This is a genomic window from Providencia sp. PROV189, assembly GCF_028480065.1.
Taxonomy (GTDB): Bacteria; Pseudomonadota; Gammaproteobacteria; order Enterobacterales; family Enterobacteriaceae; genus Providencia; species Providencia stuartii.
In genome coordinates this window covers 1-14947 of the sequence record NZ_JAMPOG010000020.1, presented here as the reverse complement: position 1 = coordinate 14947, position 14947 = coordinate 1, and the positions used below count along the sequence as shown (strand labels likewise).

28 protein-coding genes are annotated in these 14947 nt (G+C 40.1%); 10 read left to right on the top strand and 18 right to left on the bottom strand.

Annotated elements, in window-relative coordinates:
- Window position 1 precedes the first annotated feature (1 nt).
- The 17 genes from PR833_RS12675 to PR833_RS12595 all read right to left on the bottom strand — a co-directional run bounded on the left by PR833_RS12675 (window position 2) and on the right by PR833_RS12595 (window position 6846).
- Window positions 2–154 (bottom strand): hypothetical protein, encoded by a 153-nt coding sequence (locus PR833_RS12675; protein ID WP_004918367.1) that lies wholly within the window; start codon window positions 152–154, stop codon window positions 2–4.
- Window positions 144–881 carry a hypothetical protein gene (locus PR833_RS12670; protein ID WP_150376601.1) on the bottom strand — a complete coding sequence of 246 codons (738 nt, stop codon included), beginning with the start codon at window positions 879–881 and terminating at the stop codon, window positions 144–146. Before PR833_RS12670 ends, PR833_RS12675 begins: the two co-directional genes overlap by 11 nt.
- On the bottom strand, window positions 874–1122 hold the full coding sequence (locus tag PR833_RS12665) for a hypothetical protein (RefSeq protein WP_150376603.1): 249 nt from the start codon (window positions 1120–1122) through the stop codon (window positions 874–876). The genes PR833_RS12670 and PR833_RS12665 overlap by 8 nt, the downstream gene beginning before the upstream one ends.
- Entirely contained in the window at window positions 1119–1346 is a 228-nt protein-coding gene (locus PR833_RS12660; protein WP_150376605.1) for a hypothetical protein, read from the bottom strand. The genes PR833_RS12665 and PR833_RS12660 overlap by 4 nt, the downstream gene beginning before the upstream one ends.
- Window positions 1343–1954 (bottom strand): hypothetical protein, encoded by a 612-nt coding sequence (locus PR833_RS12655; protein WP_053110950.1) that lies wholly within the window; start codon window positions 1952–1954, stop codon window positions 1343–1345. Before PR833_RS12655 ends, PR833_RS12660 begins: the two co-directional genes overlap by 4 nt.
- On the bottom strand, window positions 1954–2706 hold the full coding sequence (locus PR833_RS12650; protein WP_060560722.1) for an ORF6N domain-containing protein: 753 nt from the start codon (window positions 2704–2706) through the stop codon (window positions 1954–1956). The genes PR833_RS12655 and PR833_RS12650 overlap by 1 nt, the downstream gene beginning before the upstream one ends.
- Window positions 2707–2715: 9 nt before the next feature.
- On the bottom strand, window positions 2716–3201 hold the full coding sequence (locus PR833_RS12645; protein WP_053110952.1) for a hypothetical protein: 486 nt from the start codon (window positions 3199–3201) through the stop codon (window positions 2716–2718).
- Window positions 3198–3407 carry a hypothetical protein gene (locus PR833_RS12640; RefSeq protein WP_060560736.1) on the bottom strand — a complete coding sequence of 70 codons (210 nt, stop codon included), beginning with the start codon at window positions 3405–3407 and terminating at the stop codon, window positions 3198–3200. Before PR833_RS12640 ends, PR833_RS12645 begins: the two co-directional genes overlap by 4 nt.
- Complete coding sequence (locus PR833_RS12635) at window positions 3394–3744, bottom strand: hypothetical protein (RefSeq protein WP_060560723.1); 351 nt, start codon at window positions 3742–3744, stop codon at window positions 3394–3396. Before PR833_RS12635 ends, PR833_RS12640 begins: the two co-directional genes overlap by 14 nt.
- A 74-nt stretch (window positions 3745–3818) precedes the next feature.
- Window positions 3819–4241: a hypothetical protein gene (locus PR833_RS12630; RefSeq protein ID WP_060560724.1), complete on the bottom strand. Its 423-nt coding sequence runs from the start codon at window positions 4239–4241 to the stop codon at window positions 3819–3821.
- 194 nt (window positions 4242–4435) lie between these two features.
- A complete protein-coding gene (locus tag PR833_RS12625) occupies window positions 4436–4732 on the bottom strand; it encodes a hypothetical protein (RefSeq protein ID WP_060560725.1) in 297 nt (98 codons plus the stop codon).
- Between the two features lie 2 nt (window positions 4733–4734).
- Window positions 4735–4920 carry a hypothetical protein gene (locus PR833_RS12620; RefSeq protein ID WP_060560726.1) on the bottom strand — a complete coding sequence of 62 codons (186 nt, stop codon included), beginning with the start codon at window positions 4918–4920 and terminating at the stop codon, window positions 4735–4737.
- Window positions 4920–5096, bottom strand: a complete 177-nt coding sequence (locus PR833_RS12615; RefSeq protein ID WP_157849589.1) for a hypothetical protein — start codon at window positions 5094–5096, stop codon at window positions 4920–4922. Before PR833_RS12615 ends, PR833_RS12620 begins: the two co-directional genes overlap by 1 nt.
- Entirely contained in the window at window positions 5089–5283 is a 195-nt protein-coding gene (locus PR833_RS12610) for a hypothetical protein (protein WP_196712763.1), read from the bottom strand. Before PR833_RS12610 ends, PR833_RS12615 begins: the two co-directional genes overlap by 8 nt.
- Window positions 5262–5501 carry a host cell division inhibitor Icd-like protein gene (locus PR833_RS12605; RefSeq protein ID WP_150376609.1) on the bottom strand — a complete coding sequence of 80 codons (240 nt, stop codon included), beginning with the start codon at window positions 5499–5501 and terminating at the stop codon, window positions 5262–5264. The genes PR833_RS12610 and PR833_RS12605 overlap by 22 nt, the downstream gene beginning before the upstream one ends.
- A 10-nt stretch (window positions 5502–5511) precedes the next feature.
- Window positions 5512–6033: a helix-turn-helix domain-containing protein gene (locus PR833_RS12600; RefSeq protein WP_223854721.1), complete on the bottom strand. Its 522-nt coding sequence runs from the start codon at window positions 6031–6033 to the stop codon at window positions 5512–5514.
- Between the two features lie 219 nt (window positions 6034–6252).
- A complete protein-coding gene (locus PR833_RS12595) occupies window positions 6253–6846 on the bottom strand; it encodes a helix-turn-helix domain-containing protein (protein WP_223854723.1) in 594 nt (197 codons plus the stop codon).
- A 110-nt stretch (window positions 6847–6956) separates the two neighbouring features.
- Here PR833_RS12595 and PR833_RS12590 point away from each other — a divergent pair, with 110 nt between their 5' ends.
- From PR833_RS12590 to PR833_RS12565, 6 genes are all read left to right on the top strand, one after another.
- Entirely contained in the window at window positions 6957–7211 is a 255-nt protein-coding gene (locus PR833_RS12590) for a transcriptional regulator (RefSeq protein ID WP_150376613.1), read from the top strand.
- 21 nt (window positions 7212–7232) lie between these two features.
- A complete protein-coding gene (locus PR833_RS12585; protein WP_150376615.1) occupies window positions 7233–8165 on the top strand; it encodes a replication protein in 933 nt (310 codons plus the stop codon).
- A gap of 45 nt (window positions 8166–8210) precedes the next feature.
- On the top strand, window positions 8211–10103 hold the full coding sequence (locus PR833_RS12580; RefSeq protein ID WP_150376617.1) for a toprim domain-containing protein: 1893 nt from the start codon (window positions 8211–8213) through the stop codon (window positions 10101–10103).
- A gap of 11 nt (window positions 10104–10114) precedes the next feature.
- Complete coding sequence (locus PR833_RS12575; protein WP_150376619.1) at window positions 10115–10894, top strand: antitermination protein Q; 780 nt, start codon at window positions 10115–10117, stop codon at window positions 10892–10894.
- Window positions 10895–11064: 170 nt separating this feature from the next.
- On the top strand, window positions 11065–11562 hold the full coding sequence (locus PR833_RS12570) for a hypothetical protein (RefSeq protein WP_150376621.1): 498 nt from the start codon (window positions 11065–11067) through the stop codon (window positions 11560–11562).
- A 777-nt stretch (window positions 11563–12339) separates the two neighbouring features.
- Window positions 12340–12555, top strand: a complete 216-nt coding sequence (locus tag PR833_RS12565) for a hypothetical protein (RefSeq protein WP_150376623.1) — start codon at window positions 12340–12342, stop codon at window positions 12553–12555.
- Window positions 12556–12558: 3 nt separating this feature from the next.
- On the opposite strand, the gene PR833_RS12560 is transcribed toward PR833_RS12565, so the two are convergent.
- Window positions 12559–12801, bottom strand: coding sequence for a hypothetical protein (locus PR833_RS12560; RefSeq protein WP_150376625.1), 243 nt, complete (start codon window positions 12799–12801; stop codon window positions 12559–12561).
- 158 nt (window positions 12802–12959) lie between these two features.
- Here PR833_RS12560 and PR833_RS12555 point away from each other — a divergent pair, with 158 nt between their 5' ends.
- From PR833_RS12555 to PR833_RS12540, 4 genes are all read left to right on the top strand, one after another.
- A complete protein-coding gene (locus tag PR833_RS12555) occupies window positions 12960–13277 on the top strand; it encodes a phage holin, lambda family (RefSeq protein ID WP_004916437.1) in 318 nt (105 codons plus the stop codon).
- Window positions 13270–13686: a structural protein gene (locus PR833_RS12550; protein ID WP_150376627.1), complete on the top strand. Its 417-nt coding sequence runs from the start codon at window positions 13270–13272 to the stop codon at window positions 13684–13686. The genes PR833_RS12555 and PR833_RS12550 overlap by 8 nt, the downstream gene beginning before the upstream one ends.
- Before the next feature lie 195 nt (window positions 13687–13881).
- Window positions 13882–14457 carry a phage antirepressor N-terminal domain-containing protein gene (locus tag PR833_RS12545; protein WP_150376629.1) on the top strand — a complete coding sequence of 192 codons (576 nt, stop codon included), beginning with the start codon at window positions 13882–13884 and terminating at the stop codon, window positions 14455–14457.
- Window positions 14454–14906 carry a lysis protein gene (locus tag PR833_RS12540; RefSeq protein ID WP_419179810.1) on the top strand — a complete coding sequence of 151 codons (453 nt, stop codon included), beginning with the start codon at window positions 14454–14456 and terminating at the stop codon, window positions 14904–14906. Before PR833_RS12545 ends, PR833_RS12540 begins: the two co-directional genes overlap by 4 nt.
- Window positions 14907–14947: the final 41 nt, after the last annotated feature.

The window sequence follows — 14947 nt, the reverse complement described above, 5'->3', positions numbered from 1 at the left end:
ATCAGGCCTCTTCAATTAGAAGGCTTGCTATGAAGCCAGTCCAAAGACCCAGCGCATAAACCGCTGGCTTAGGCATACCAGTTGCCATGCCGATGACGACAGTGCATACAAAAGCGATTAAGTAGATGAAGAAAAGCCCAAATTTACTCATCATTACCGACCCCCATTAACCCCTCAAGCCTCACGACTAACTCATACATTTCACTTTTGTATTGACGCACTTTTGTTAATTCGCTCATGCGGCTGTTTATCTGAATCAGCTCATCATCAATTTTCACTAGTTCGGCACGTAATTGCTTGCTGTTTGGTACGTTCAGGGTTCCGTTTGAAACGGAGGCGTGCTGCTCTGGTGTAAGGTGATTTTTCTCACCTTTAAATTCTGGCTTTGTGACAGAATTAAGTGATATCAATTGGTTGTCGGAGGTATTTTCTAAAAGAGGCGATTTCTCCTCTTTGGCTTCAACCCACTGGTAAACTCTTGAGCCGTTTTTTACCTGACTAACCACATTTCCATTTTTGATATCAGTTTTTAAACGGTCACCAATGTTATTAGCCGAATCTCCCGTTGCTTTGGCTAATTCAGCAGCCGTCATAGCCTGTGTGCTTTGTTGCAAAACCTCTCTTAAGATTTCAATCTTAGGACGCTCATCGCTAGCCTGACATGAAAATTTTGAAGCAATAGGGCTCTTAATTGTTTTTGGTTCTGGCTGATTAGTAAGCTGATACAATCCATTGACCAGCTTTACCGTACCTTTTCGCATTTGATTGGTCATCATTGCATTAACAATTTGGGCGCTTTGATCCATGTGCAGGGCTAATGTGTCGATATCACATGGACCGACTTCTTCAAGAGCATCGATAATTAATGGGTTATTACTCATCACTCACCTTTCTTACTCGTTTCTGTTTTCTCTTTTTTGTATTTGGGATCAACCTAGGTTCACAAACTTGTGGTGCTGGTGGCAAAGGAGGGCATATGCCCATCCTGATATAAAAACGCTGCCTGATGCCGTGAATAATTCGAGCAGTCCAATCACAACCATCATCCACATAGTGAGTGACTCGAACTATCACATCATCGTAATCAACCATTTCATGTTCAGTGGTATCTTGTTCAATCACTTGCTTTCCTCCGAACAAATGATTTTGTATGCCCTTAAAACGTGGCTTGCTTTGCCGTAAATCGTCGTCACTCGAAAAAAGAAGCCTGTTGATGATTCTTGAACTGGCGTCCATAGTTTTACTGTGTCGATAATGCGATTCAGTTTTCGGCGCTCGGTAATGAAAGACAGAATCACTACTTTGGCTGTGTTGCCTGTTTTGCTGGTGACATATTCAATTTTCATTGCTCAGCCCCCATTATTTGGTCACATAAGGATTGAGATAATTTGTGGGTATCCTTTTCCATGGCCATAGTGATTAAGATAGGCTCGCCATACATTTCTGATGTTAAGGCGTCCATGGCAAACAGCGCGGAGCGATCGTCTTCGCTAGGCAAAACACCAACACTACCCATGCCAAACATCAGATAAGGCAGGGCTAAATAGCGGGTTGCTAAAATAGGCGTTTTCCCCTCTTTAAATGTTTTGGTTAGTAATGGAGTTAAATCAGGGTAGTGTTCTTGCATGAGAACTAATTCTGATTTCTCAAATGGTCTAAACTCTTCATCCCGATCCTGACGGTAATAAGTAACAGTGTGACTTCCATCATCATGGCTATTGATATCAAGAAACTCAGCTTCATCAGGTACTGAACATACAAACTGAACAGCAACATCCTGGTCGAAATCTGCGTTGTGTTTCATTCTGATTAATGCATGCCCGTTAGTTGCTTCTATGTACTGGTTATTAATGTGAACAACCTTTGTTACCATGCGTGGGTCATCATTTACGGATATCAAAGTTAAAGCCGCGCGGATTAAGTCAGCATCAATATGTGGTAGTTTTGCTTTCATTATTTTTCCTCCCAACCAATTACCTGAAACAATCCCATTTTCGGGTGATACCAACGGGTACCTCGCTTCTCTGCCTCACACATCATCGAATGAAATACAACCATAAAGTCATCTTCTAGAACGACCTTCATCTTGAAAGGAACGCCATCAGGCGAGAGGGCGCTGATAATCTTTTCTGGTACATCAAACTGGTTAACAAGAGTTCGACACTTACCTTTTGTTATTCCTGCTTTGTTTGATATAACAGGGTAGGAGACATAGCCTATAGGGATGAAACCTTGCTTAATTTGCTCGACAGTCTCATGCATCTGTTCAACTTTCTCATCAATGCGATTAATTTGACGTTGTTGCTGGGCATTATGACTGGCGATTCGGGCGATCATTTCTAATTCACTAATAGCGGTTTGTTGTGGGCGAAAGTAACTACCGACCAACTCACGCTGTACTTGCCATGCAATAGGATCATTGAATGGCTTGGTTAACATTAAATAACCCGTTTCAGTCAATACGAGCCCTTTTGGTGTGCGAGGAGCGAAAACCGATGAAAGTGACTCCGTACGTATTACGTCCGCAGTCAGTTCATGAAAATCCACGCCTTCAATAAAGTGTTCACGGTTACGATTAAAAGCGGCACGAGCTGTTCCCTCTGGTCGGGCATGTACCAAATCAATCATTGAAAAAGTAACAACACGCTGACCTTGATACTCAACTACGGGCATTTGAGTTTTATTAATAGTAATTAAGTTGTTCATATATTTTCCCTAGTGAACTGAGCTATTTGATAAAGGTGAATTCAAAAGCTGAAAGCCTTTAATAAAAACGTCATCTATGAAATTAAACAGCCATGTAATACCTGTTTCAGTTTCTTTAGTTTCGTTATTTGTATAAAAACGCCACACGGCAATATATTTTTCCTCTGGATTTTCAGCTAATAGTGGTTGCTCAATTTGATGGATCAATAAGGTTTCAATCACTTCAATATCTAGGTAGACGTCAAAGTTTTTATAAGAAAACTGATAGTCTCCATTGGCGCTGAGTCCAAATCGCTCCTTGCAGTAAATAAGGTACTTTGCGGCCTGAATGTAGCGTTTGCGCTTAACTGCGCATTCAGCGAACTCTGTTAGCTCCTGGTGCGTTAGTGCTTGATCATGTGCACGAGACTCATCGAGCATCCAAGCAGGGCAGTCTGGTACTTTTTCTTTTAAAATTTCTATTAGTTGAGTTACGGCCATATTTTCACTTTTCATAAATAACTCTCCGTCACTTTAATTCTTGCTTTAGATAAACAACGGTCAGCTGCTGCCTTGCTTTCCTTTTCCTGATAACTCAAACCATCAGAACTGCCGGGGATTGAAATAGAAAAGGCTTGGTTGTATTTATCTGCAGCACGGCGATATAATTTCTTTGCTTCTAGCTCTTTCCCTTCATTCATTAATTGGTCAAATCTCGTCATATACATACGGCTCCCCATTTAAATAAGCAGGCATATATTTTGTAATTACATCGATTAATAATTTTCCTAGTTCGGTTATGTTTCCGTATTTCGTATAAAGTAATGCGTAAGTATCGTATATATCCTTGTCTGAATACTTACAGCGATGCTTGCAATCCAACTCCTCATATACATCACGAAAGAAATTATTAAGGTTTTCGTTAGTTAATGTGATTATGACTTCTTCATTGTTAACGACTGCTTTAAATTGGGGCTTTTTACCTTCATGTTTAAAGTAATCTAATAGACAGTTGATGTAAGTCATTCTCCTTTTGCCTATTAATAGTTTATATTCCATTTAATTATTCCTAAGTTTAGATAAAGGGATTCCCTCAGCGTTGACGCTGATTTAAATTTAACTTGATTTTTTAATTATTTATTGGTTATTGCTTCTTGCAGTCTACTGTATTTTATTGCTACATCTTCCCTTGCTTCTTCGAATCTTGTGTTTGCTTTTTGCCATTCCTTTTCTAACTGTAAAATATATTTTTCTTTTTTAAGCTTTTGTTTTAAATCTCGATATATTTCTGCCTGTCTATCGATATACTCTGGCAGCATGGCGCCGCGCTTAAAGGCCGGAGTACCATCAGGCAACTGTGTTTTAATGTCTGGTTCGTTAGTTGGCTTGCCTAGCTTACTGAATTCATCACTAGCAAGGATGTGTGCATATTTATTGATAGCGGCATCCTCGGTGAAATAGCTTTTATTGCAAGGTTGAACAAAATAAACCTCACGAGTAATAACCTGAATATCGTGACCTGTTGTTATTTCTATAGGCTTTGCTTTGTTTGTCATTTTAAATTTCCTTAATAAGAGTCTCTAAATCATTGAGTGTTTTACTTAATGTATTTGCCATTAAATCTAATTGTGCATATAGCGTTGGGGTATCTGGTTCATTTTCGTATATGTCACTTTTAAGTTGATGTAGAGAAAGCTCGACATTATTAATATCCCCAATAGCATCATGTAACTTATTTTCTGATAACTTACTATTTTGATTGGGGGGCAGAACGCCGTTTAATTTCCTCACTAGAATAATAAACATTATCATCTAATGCTTTAGCAATAATGATTGACTCTTGAATCAATAAACCTATTTTACATAGAACGTCTTTTGATAAAGGGTCGTTGTCACTACATGAAGAGTCAAACAATAAGGTACCAATTGCTCCGACACCTTCAATTAATGCTTCTGATGTCATTTCGTTATTAATAGAAATTCCTCTAAGTTGCTCGATTGAGTAGTTTTTAAAATCTTTTATTTTTATCGTATCGCTAGTTTTCATTTTCACTTCCCAAGATTAATTTTAATTAATGACTCATGGGCGCGAATCACTGATAATAAGGCTACAGACAAAGTATTTAGGGTGTTTTCATTATCAATAAATCCTGAATCTAAAATTAAATTAATAATGGCCTTTGCGTAGGTTAATTCAGTGTTAGCTGCATCTCTTAATTGAATATTGTCATTCACTATTCTTTCTCCAAAATATCATCAATCTCAGCTTCACATTGAGCGATTAATTGACTGGCAATATGTTTTTCGCTGTTGTCTCTATTTAAATATTGAGCTGCAATTAAAAACACTTTCACTCGGTTAAATACATCCATACATTCACTAACTTGTACTTGGGGGGCTACTTTATCCATGTCCATTATCCCGTTGTGCATTTTCTTCAATTAACCAACCTGCCACAGGGTTTGATAGTTCGTAAGCCAACTCAATTAAACTATCCACTACTGGATCCCCTACAAATTGGCTATTGAGTTGAAACAGTATCGCATTCAATTGAGCGCTTTTTTTTGCGGCAACACTTAATTCAATTTCGTGTGACATGTCACGGCTCCTGCTGGTATTTGTGATGCCAGTGATAAAACATAATCACGAACAAGTTGTAATTTTGCTGATTTCAAATCCGTTGCATAAACATCCTTGCGGCAACCTTTGTCAGTCAGATCACTACGCTTTACAGCAAAGAAACAGAACTTAAATAGACCTGTACGGATATCAGGTTTCAGGGCGTTTGAATTTGATGTATAATGTATAATCGGCATTTTTTAAACCTCATAGATTAGAGTCAGAAAATTTTATCCGAGCAGCTTTCAATTCAAAGCTTTCCGGTTGGGCTTTTAACATTTCACCTTCGCCATAAGCCAACCAGTTGCGGTTAATACCTAATGCCTTAGCTATCACACTAGTGCGACATACCCCTGACACCTTCCCGTTTACTACCTGACTAATTGTGCTTTGTGATACGCCAACGCTTTTGGCTAATTCCGCTTGAGTCATGCTTTGTTCTTTGAGGGCAAACTTTAGGCGATCTCCGAAAGTGTTTTTGGAGGCTACATCCTGCGTTTCAGTGTTAATTTCATTTTTTAGTGGAAAATCAAACGCAATACTTGATTGAATGCTGGCTGATGTATCAACTAAGGCACTAAATTTTTCCTGTAATATTGCTTCAATTACTTCGTTTTCAGTTTCTGAAAGCTTTCCTGATAACATGAGAAGACTAATGCATTGAGTTTGCTCTACAAGGGTGGACATGTAGCATGCTTTTCTCATTAATAAGTCATATGCTCCATTCATCTATTATCTCCTAAGCGATTTTTTTATAATAATAGACAGGGCGTTTTTGAAAGTCAATCGCCAAAGCGATATTTTTTTGTGTTGACGTTTATTGGGAAATGTAAGATTATCCTCATACTGTATAAATAAACAGTATGAGGGCGAGATGAGAAAAAAGGAAATTAATTTCTATTACAGAAATAGACCAGGGCGCTATCGATTAGATAAAACAAGGCATTGTTATTTATATTGTTTTGAGAGAAGTATAATCACACCCAATAAATTTATATTATCACCAACCGAAACTAATGGAATGCGAGAATCATCGACTGACAAGTAGTCATTAGCTGCATTTTTAATATATCTATAAGCACTAATATTTTTATTTATTTCAACCAACACCAGATCATTTTGAGATGGAAGCTCTTTGGGGTCGATAACAACGATGCTTCCTTTAGTGATTTCATTTATTCCGGTATCTGATTCAATTTCATAGGCTTTTAATGAAGGTTTGAATATATTAGTAGGTATAAGAAATTTATTGTTAGTAGGCTTGCCCTCTCTAATCACAGTCAGCTCAGCATACTTTCCAGTCATCACTTCAAATGGCGGTAATGCTTTGTTTTTAAGGGATTCAGAATCACCTCCATGCTGTAACCACTCTGGGTCAACACCAAGAACCCTTGCAATATCTATTAATCTTCTACTGGATGACGCTTCTCCAGATACCAATTTCCAGACACTCGATTGAGCCATCCCTACAGCTTCAGCTAGGGAGGCCTGTGTAAATCCTGATTTTTTCATTGCTGACTTTAGTCGTTCAGAAAGACTCATTGTTAACCTCATTAAACTATAGCGATGGCGATATTATACATTAATCGCTTTGGCGATTGAATACTGTTTATTTATACGCTAGAATCGCCTAGGGAATATTTGGGGGATTTATGAAAAATGAAATTATAGATAAAGCGATTAATAGTGTTGGTATTACTCAATTAGACTTTGCAAAACTTATCGGAGTATCTCAGTCCACTGTTTCTGATTGGTTGAACAATAAGAAAAAGGTTTCACCAAGGCTAGTGCCGTTAATTGTTAATTTAACAAAAGGTGCGGTGAAAGCTTACGAAATCCGTCCTGATTTACCAGAGCTTTTTGGAAAGTCACATGAGCCAGACACACAACATACCGAGATGGAATAATGTTTTTCGGGGAGATTATCAATGAATAAGCTCACACCAACCGATGCGGTTAACCAGATCGGTAAACTAAATTTGTCTGGGAATGTCATTCCTTCAAATTGGTGGCAACACATTAAATTACCTAGCGGTAAGCCTGATTCTACAGCCATTATTTTACTATCTGATATTGTCTACTGGTATCGCCCATCTGAGATTAGAGATGAGGTAACTGGTGAGCTTATGGGATGGCGCAAGCGTTTCCATGGCGACAAGTTGCAGCGTAGTTATCAGGCATTTGCTAATCAATTTGGGTTTTCAAAACGAGAAGCTACGGATGCTCTGAAGAGACTGCGAGCAGCAGGATTAATTACACTGGAATTGCGAACAGTTACCACTCCAGAAGGAACGACGCTGAATAATGTTCTGTACGTTGAAGTTGTTCCCGAAGCTATTTATGCCATCACGAATGATGCTCCAAAGCTGGTGGATGAAGATGCAAAAAATGGAATACCTGTTACATCTGAACGTAACACCTCTTACGTTGAAACGGAACCCCTATTACGTTCTGACGTAAGTGCACCTACGTTGAAAAGTGATACATATACAGAGATTACTACAGAGATTACTACAGAGAATATTTATAACCGCGAAAACGCGGCTAACAAAAAATCTCAGCCGTCACCCAAAAAAACCAAAACCAAAAAACACACCATGCCAGAGGGCTTTGCCCCAACGGAAAAGCATCAGGAGCTGGCTCGTGAGTTAGGTGTTGACTTGCAGGAAGAATTTTTGAAATTCCGCGACCATCACGGCAGTAAGGGATCCACCTACGCTAATTGGAGTTTAGCGTTAAATACATGGCTTCGTAATGCCAAAACTTTCCAGCGAGGTCAGCAAAGCACGAAAACACAGCCTCGACGCCCTGCAGGTGGATTAATTCATCTTGGGGATGGGATCTATATCCGCGACGAATAGCAGGGGTTGGTACGGATTTGCAGGCTTGGTTTTAAGGATTTTGATATGACATTGAATGAGTTATCAGAGAAATTATGGGACAATGTTGAACGGGTGGCTAAGTATTTGCTGCCACCACCTAATGCGCGTTTAGATGGGCAGGAGTGGGTTGCTGGAAATGTCCACGGTGAAGCAGGGAAAAGTTTAAAGATCAACTTAGCAGGCAAAAGAGTTTGGTCTGATTTTGCTACAGGGGAGGGTGGTGACCTGCTCGATTTGTGGGTGCTTGTTCGTAATTGCAGTTTGCATCAAGCGATGGCGGAAGCTAAACAATTTCTCGGTATTCACGATACAAATCACCATTTTGCAGCCAAGCAAAAAAAGGCATTTTCAAAACCTGATCGCAAGGTGCTCGCAAAGCATGTTCGTAAGACAACGAACTGTTTCGAATATCTAGAAGGGCGAGGCATTAGCAAGGCAACCGCAGAAGCTTTTGGCGTCTGTGATGCTGTCGTCTGGTCGCATGATGAAAATCGCGAGCTTCCTGCAATTGCATTCCCGTACAAGCGAGACGGTGAGTTATTGCAAGTAAAGCGCATCGGTATTGAGCGTCCGAATGGGAAAAAAGTCATCACGGCTGAGGCTAACTGTGAGCCTTGCCTATTTGGTTGGCAGGCAATGCCAAATAATGCCAGAGTTTTGATTTTGTGCGAAGGTGAAATTGATTGCATGAGCTATCACCAGTACGGACTACCAGCCCTGTCGGTGCCATTCGGAGGCGGAAGGGGCGCAAAACAGCAGTGGATTGAATTTGAATACCACAACCTAGATCGCTTTACCGAAATTTGGTTATCACTCGATAATGACGAAGTTGGGCAGATCGCCGCAAAAGAAATCGCCAGTCGATTGGGTGAGCATCGTTGTCGCATGCTTAAATTGCCGAAAAAGGACATCAATGAATGCCTACAGGCAGGCATGACCGAAGATGAGTTATTTCGCTACATTGAAACAGCGGCATATTTCGATCCCGAGGAACTCTATAGCGCTCGGGAGTTTTATCAAGATGCTGTTGATGCGTTTTACGGAAAAGAACAATACTTGTTCAGAACGCCGTGGGAGCCGCTCAATTATAACTTTAGCTTCCGAGAGGCTGAGTTAACTGTTATCAACGGGGTAAATGGTCATGGCAAAACGGAAGTTGTTGGGCATATTATGCTTGAGGCTATGCGCCAGCAAACTCGTGTCTGCGTAGCATCTTTAGAGCTTAAGCCAGGTCAGTTATTAAAGCGGTTAATAAGACAAACCACGTGCTCTGAAAAGCCGCCGATAATGGAAATAGATTCCTCGTTTGGGTTTTATGATGATCGTCTTTGGGTGTTTGGTTTAACTGGTACAGCCAAAGCGGAGCGCTTACTTGAGATATTCGAATATGCTCATCGTCGATACGGTGTAAAACTGTTTGTCATTGACAGTTTGATGAAGTGCGGTATTGGGGAAGAAGACTACAACGGGCAAAAAGCCTTTGTTGATGCGCTGTGTGATTTTAAAAACAAAACTAACAGCCATGTCATTTTAGTCACTCATAGCCGTAAATCTGATAGCGAAGAAAAGCCCACAGGAAAGATGGACGTCAAAGGCACAGGGGCAATTACTGACCTCACGGATAATTTGATGATTATTTGGCGCAACAAGGCTCGTGAGCGAGTAGTTCAAAAAAAAGAGTCTGGCGTCATGCTCACAGACAAAGATCTTGAAAAACTAGAGATGTCAGCCTCAACGCTATTTATTGAAAAACAACGAAATGGCGAGGGATGGGAGGGGGCAATTGGGTTGTATTTAAACAAACGTTCACACCAATTTTTAACTCAAGAGGATGCTGACCCTTATAACTACATTAGCAACATGCCTGCCTCTCACTATGATGAGGATTGGCGAGCGATGTATGTAACTGAGCGCTGAGAGGTGGCTTAATGAAACTCGAAAATGCACTGAAAAACTTTCACCCTAAGTCACCGACATTTGGCAATGTAGCAGGTTGCACCTCCCCTGACCGAATAACGGGAACGGATATCATGGCTGCTATGGGGATGACTGAATCACAAGCTAAGTTCGGCATGACAGCCTTTCTGGCTAAAAATGACATCAGCGAAGAGGATAAATTTTCGACTGTGGAAGCCTTGACCCAATATGCACTTAAAGTAGCGCCTAAATTAGTTCGCAAAGCAGCTGGAAAGAAATTAGGTCACTGTTTAATAGTTCTGGCCAAGATGGCATTTGAAGATTATGCCCGTTCAGCTGGTTCAGTTTGTCAGTGTTCAGTATGTAACGGGAAAGGGTTGATCTACAAAATGAAAGATGTTGTCAAACATCCCGGCATCACTACTCTTGAAGGCGAAACGATTGTTGATCCAAATATCAGAGAGGAGCTAGTTGGTGAGCTATGTCAGGACTGTAACGGAAAAGGTCAGCTAACTAACCGTTGTCGCTGCAAAGGGCGGGGAAAGGTATTAGATGAAGCACAAACCGAGTTACAAGGTGTGCCAGTGTTTAAAGATTGCCCTCGGTGTGCTGGCCGGGGCTTTAAGCGTGTACCGTCGTCGGTGGCATTTAATGCGATAAAGCACTTAGTACCTGATTTGACTCAATCATCGTGGTCACGCAATTGGAAACCATTTTATGAAAAACTTATAAGTAAATGCATTATTGAAGAGAGCATCGCTGAACAGGCATTTAACAAAGTAACCAAATAAACATAACAAGAGGTGGTGCTCTTGAACTATTAACATTTAATGTAATAATTAGTTATGTTTTTGTGTAAAAATCGAACTAAATTAGCAATCTGTCAAGCATATTTTTAAGGTGTAGATATTATTCCTGTTAATGATTAATATAAATCTTAAATTTATTGCGAGGGACAGGTATGGATATTTGGGTTGGTTTGGCAAATACAGCGTTAGGTGCATTCATAACAATTATTGGCCAGTTTATTATGCTTTGGATCTCAGGAAGAATAGAGCGACAAAAAAGAAAAGCAGCTGAACATAACTTAGTCATTGATATAATAGTGGAGTTATCGTCGTTTATTCGTTCTTGTGATAGATATATGAGCTCTGATATATACCAGAAACAAGGCGATGATCGTTATTATATCAATGTAAAAGATTATCCTGCATTTAGTTTAAATAAAGATACGGATTTTAGTTTGATGGGTATTAACTTTGCCGTCAGGCTTAAAACTATTTCAGTCAAGTTGATTGAAATAAAAAGAGAACTATCTGATGCGCAGGATAATTATTCTCTTTATGAGACCGAGGAACTCTTTGACTACGCAAAAAAATTGTATGGAGAAATAAAAGGGGATGCGATTAAACTAAAAGAAGATATATGTAAAAAATACGGTCATGTATTCAACATGTAGATTGTTAAGTTTATCATCCATAATATTTCTATAAAACACTAACGTTCAATGCGCGGAATTCATGGGTTTTACTTACAATTTAAATCAGTTTAGAAATTGTTCAATCAACATATTGGATATTTGGCCAAAATACGAGGAGATATACAGGGAGTTAGAATAAAGCCAAATTTTTCTATTTAGGAATTGTTTTTTGCATAAAATTGGCTTATCATCTTCTAATAATGGACATTCTATACCTAGTCGCATTAAACAAATTCAAGACCTCGCTTCGGCGGGGTTTTTTGTTGCCTGAAATGATAGGCGTAGACGTAAAGCCATTGACCAGCTACTGCAACCTTTTTCGCGTACTTGCTGGTCGTTTGCCGTACTGGACAAAAAGCCAGCCCTTACACCGAGCGCGATAAGCTGTCAGATGAAGAGTGTTAAGAAAACGGGATTATAAAAAAAGCCACCAACTTTTTAGGATGGTGGCAAAGGATCGTTGAGAGCAACGCCCGATGAGCAAGAACAGCCAAAATACTTAGTCGCAGTTATTTTAACCAACCAATTTAAAAAAAGAAACAGGTTTTATCTGATGTTCTATTTATAACTGGTTGATATTGTTCCGTTATGGGAATTCCCATATCGCCAATTAAAGCTGTAAGGATTGCTTGCAAGTTTCACATTCAAGAGGTCGCCTAGTGCGGCCTTTTTCGTATACAGCCGCCACAGACTCGACTGCTAACCTTTACCCTCGCTAATGAACTGTGCGCGGCTTTCTATTTAAGAGAGGTAGTTATGAGCAATCAAAATGAAGGTGAATTTTTAGGCGTTATTGTTACTAATGGTAATTTAAGCCTAGAAGAACGGGTGGCAGCATTAGAGCTTGCATCACATCAACAAGGCGAGGTTATCTCCACCTTAATCGATAGAATGGGTAAATCGCCAGAAGGTGGAGATGATGTTATTTTTGTAGATAAATTAACAGCACCTCCAATGAAGCTCCGTTCTTAGTAATTACAATTGAACAAACTTACCTTGTTCTTGAGCATTCCCTTTTAATTGCTCAGCAAGGAATTTTAGTTTTTCTTTTACGCTATCATCAAACCCTTGATGATCAGCCATTGCCACAATTAAATCGGCGAGCGTAACTGCATTATCACGTGGAATTACACATCCGAGATATCCGAATGCAATTCGAAGTGCTGCAACTTCATCTTGTATTTCTCTAAGTGTTTTATCTTTTTCAGTAATCGTCATAAAAGTCCTCACACCGAAGTTAATCAGCCATCGCTTCGGTAAGTTACATAGGGCTGAACATTTAACTTATCTCAAATGCTGATTAAATTCATTAATCCAAATCCGGTCATCTAATGGTGGCTTTCTATTAACCAATTCCTCCAGTAAAGGGGGTGAGTATGGATCATATGAAAGAAAACCCCGAGTTCTGGGATAACGTATTTCAAATTATTGCTGCTCATAAGGAGCAAGGTATTAGCGCATCACTAGCAACAGGCATGGCGATTCTACGCGGCAAGTACAACGGCGGCGGTTGGAAGAAGACGCTATTTGATGGCGCTATGTGTGCACTATTTGCATGGTTTGTAAAAGACCTTCTAACACTGCTTGGTCTTAACCATGAGTTGGCTTACCTAGCGAGTGTCTTCATTGGGTATGTCGGCGTGGATGGTCTGAGTAAAATTATTAAAGGCAGGGCGGGGGTGAACAATGACTAAGCAAGCGCGAGGCATTCGCAATAACAACCCTGGTAACATTGATTACAACAAAGCCAATAATTGGAAAGGGCAATTGCCGCATGACCCAAGTATTGAACCTCGCTTCTGTCGATTTGAAAGCCCTGTTTATGGTATTCGTGCATTGATGGCACTACTTCGTACCTACCAGCGTAAATACGGATTAAAAACCGTATCAGGCTTGATTAACCGATGGGCGCCGACAAATGAAAACAATACCCGAGCATATATTAACGGTGTAGCTAAAGAGTTGGGTGTATCGACTGCTGATGTTATCAGTCTTGATGATAAGTCAACCGCAATTAAACTGGCCAAGGCAATCATTCGTCATGAAAACGGCTCGCAGCCATATGATGATACTACGTTCGAAAAGGCGTGGAGCTTGCTGTAAAAGTTTTAAATTCTACTGACTAAATGGGCTTCGCAATCGCGAGGCCTTTTTTATGTTTGCGTACCACATGCGCATTATCACAAACACCAAGCCCATATTTAGAAATGAGTCCTGAGGCAATCAGTTATAGCTGGTGTCGCTTTGGTGGACTGATTTCCTATGTGGCAGGGCTCATTATTAAATAAGGTAGACACTATGACAAATACGATTACTGTTCCGTTTTATGATAACGAGCTTTATGTTGTTGAGTATAACAATGAGCCGTATGTTCCTATGAAGCCTATTGTTGAAGGGATGGGGTTAGACTGGAAAAGTCAGTTTAGCAAGATAAAATCGAGATTTTCCAAAGGAATGGTGGAAATCACCATTCCTACAAAAGGCGGTGAGCAATCAATGCTTTGCTTGGCTCTACGCAAACTTGCTGGCTGGCTTCACACTATCAACCCTAACAAAGTTAAATCTGAAATCCGCGATAAAGTCATTCAGTATCAAGAAGAGTGTGATGATGTACTTTATCAATACTGGACAACAGGGCAAGCCATCAATCCTCGAAAACTTAGCGTCATGGAGCAACTTAACGAGGCTTGTGCGGATTATAAACGGGATGAAGCGATCGCCAGTAAGTTTGGAAAAGGGCTGAATGCTTGGAAGGGGATAAAGCCCCAGCATGAAAGAAGGATTCAGACTTTAAAAGAAAAAGCGGGTGAAATGGTGCTTGAGTTCATTTTGATGGAAACAGGCAGGGGTAAAATAACAAGGGGGGAGTTGTGAAGCTCAAGGTAATGATTGCTAGTGCGGTAATTGCCTTTGCTCTGTGCGTCTTCATTGGTTGGCAAAGTGGAAAAATTGACAAGTTAAAAGCTTCAAATGATGAGTTAACCAAGCAGTTATCAGAACAAGTTGCCATTAATGAAGACTACGAAAAGCGCATTAACTCCCTTCACGAACTCGACACCAAACACACAACGGAACTCACAAATGCAAAAGCTGAAATTGACCAGTTGCGTATTGCTGCTGAGCGCAATCCTGAGCGGGTGTACATCAGAGCCAGTTGTCCGAAAGGCGAAACCAATTCAACCTCCGGCATGGATGATGCAACCACCGCCAGACCTACTGACTCCGCTGTCAGAAATTATTGGTTACTCAGAGAGCGAATTGCAGAGTCAGAACAGATGATTAAAGGGTTGCAAGACTACATTAGAACGGAGTGTTTACGATGACCTACTCTGAACTGATTAAAGGTGCTTATTTAGAGATAGCC

Coding starts and splice junctions, on each gene's coding strand:
- PR833_RS12605 (WP_150376609.1), bottom strand. CDS start 5,501: ATGCCGATTATACATTATACATCAAATTCAAACGCCCTGAAACCTGAT.
- PR833_RS12625 (WP_060560725.1), bottom strand. CDS start 4,732: ATGAAAACTAGCGATACGATAAAAATAAAAGATTTTAAAAACTACTCA.
- PR833_RS12670 (WP_150376601.1), bottom strand. CDS start 881: ATGAGTAATAACCCATTAATTATCGATGCTCTTGAAGAAGTCGGTCCA.
- PR833_RS12630 (WP_060560724.1), bottom strand. CDS start 4,241: ATGACAAACAAAGCAAAGCCTATAGAAATAACAACAGGTCACGATATT.
- PR833_RS12640 (WP_060560736.1), bottom strand. CDS start 3,407: ATGACGAGATTTGACCAATTAATGAATGAAGGGAAAGAGCTAGAAGCA.
- PR833_RS12585 (WP_150376615.1), top strand. CDS start 7,233: ATGAATAAGCTCACACCAACCGATGCGGTTAACCAGATCGGTAAACTA.
- PR833_RS12555 (WP_004916437.1), top strand. CDS start 12,960: ATGGATCATATGAAAGAAAACCCCGAGTTCTGGGATAACGTATTTCAA.
- PR833_RS12545 (WP_150376629.1), top strand. CDS start 13,882: ATGACAAATACGATTACTGTTCCGTTTTATGATAACGAGCTTTATGTT.
- PR833_RS12575 (WP_150376619.1), top strand. CDS start 10,115: ATGAAACTCGAAAATGCACTGAAAAACTTTCACCCTAAGTCACCGACA.
- PR833_RS12650 (WP_060560722.1), bottom strand. CDS start 2,706: ATGAACAACTTAATTACTATTAATAAAACTCAAATGCCCGTAGTTGAG.
- PR833_RS12655 (WP_053110950.1), bottom strand. CDS start 1,954: ATGAAAGCAAAACTACCACATATTGATGCTGACTTAATCCGCGCGGCT.
- PR833_RS12580 (WP_150376617.1), top strand. CDS start 8,211: ATGACATTGAATGAGTTATCAGAGAAATTATGGGACAATGTTGAACGG.
- PR833_RS12600 (WP_223854721.1), bottom strand. CDS start 6,033: ATGAATGGAGCATATGACTTATTAATGAGAAAAGCATGCTACATGTCC.
- PR833_RS12645 (WP_053110952.1), bottom strand. CDS start 3,201: ATGAAAAGTGAAAATATGGCCGTAACTCAACTAATAGAAATTTTAAAA.
- PR833_RS12570 (WP_150376621.1), top strand. CDS start 11,065: ATGGATATTTGGGTTGGTTTGGCAAATACAGCGTTAGGTGCATTCATA.
- PR833_RS12635 (WP_060560723.1), bottom strand. CDS start 3,744: ATGGAATATAAACTATTAATAGGCAAAAGGAGAATGACTTACATCAAC.
- PR833_RS12675 (WP_004918367.1), bottom strand. CDS start 154: ATGATGAGTAAATTTGGGCTTTTCTTCATCTACTTAATCGCTTTTGTA.
- PR833_RS12615 (WP_157849589.1), bottom strand. CDS start 5,096: ATGGATAAAGTAGCCCCCCAAGTACAAGTTAGTGAATGTATGGATGTA.
- PR833_RS12565 (WP_150376623.1), top strand. CDS start 12,340: ATGAGCAATCAAAATGAAGGTGAATTTTTAGGCGTTATTGTTACTAAT.
- PR833_RS12550 (WP_150376627.1), top strand. CDS start 13,270: ATGACTAAGCAAGCGCGAGGCATTCGCAATAACAACCCTGGTAACATT.
- PR833_RS12610 (WP_196712763.1), bottom strand. CDS start 5,283: ATGTCACACGAAATTGAATTAAGTGTTGCCGCAAAAAAAAGCGCTCAA.
- PR833_RS12560 (WP_150376625.1), bottom strand. CDS start 12,801: ATGACGATTACTGAAAAAGATAAAACACTTAGAGAAATACAAGATGAA.
- PR833_RS12590 (WP_150376613.1), top strand. CDS start 6,957: ATGAAAAATGAAATTATAGATAAAGCGATTAATAGTGTTGGTATTACT.
- PR833_RS12660 (WP_150376605.1), bottom strand. CDS start 1,346: ATGAAAATTGAATATGTCACCAGCAAAACAGGCAACACAGCCAAAGTA.
- PR833_RS12595 (WP_223854723.1), bottom strand. CDS start 6,846: ATGAGTCTTTCTGAACGACTAAAGTCAGCAATGAAAAAATCAGGATTT.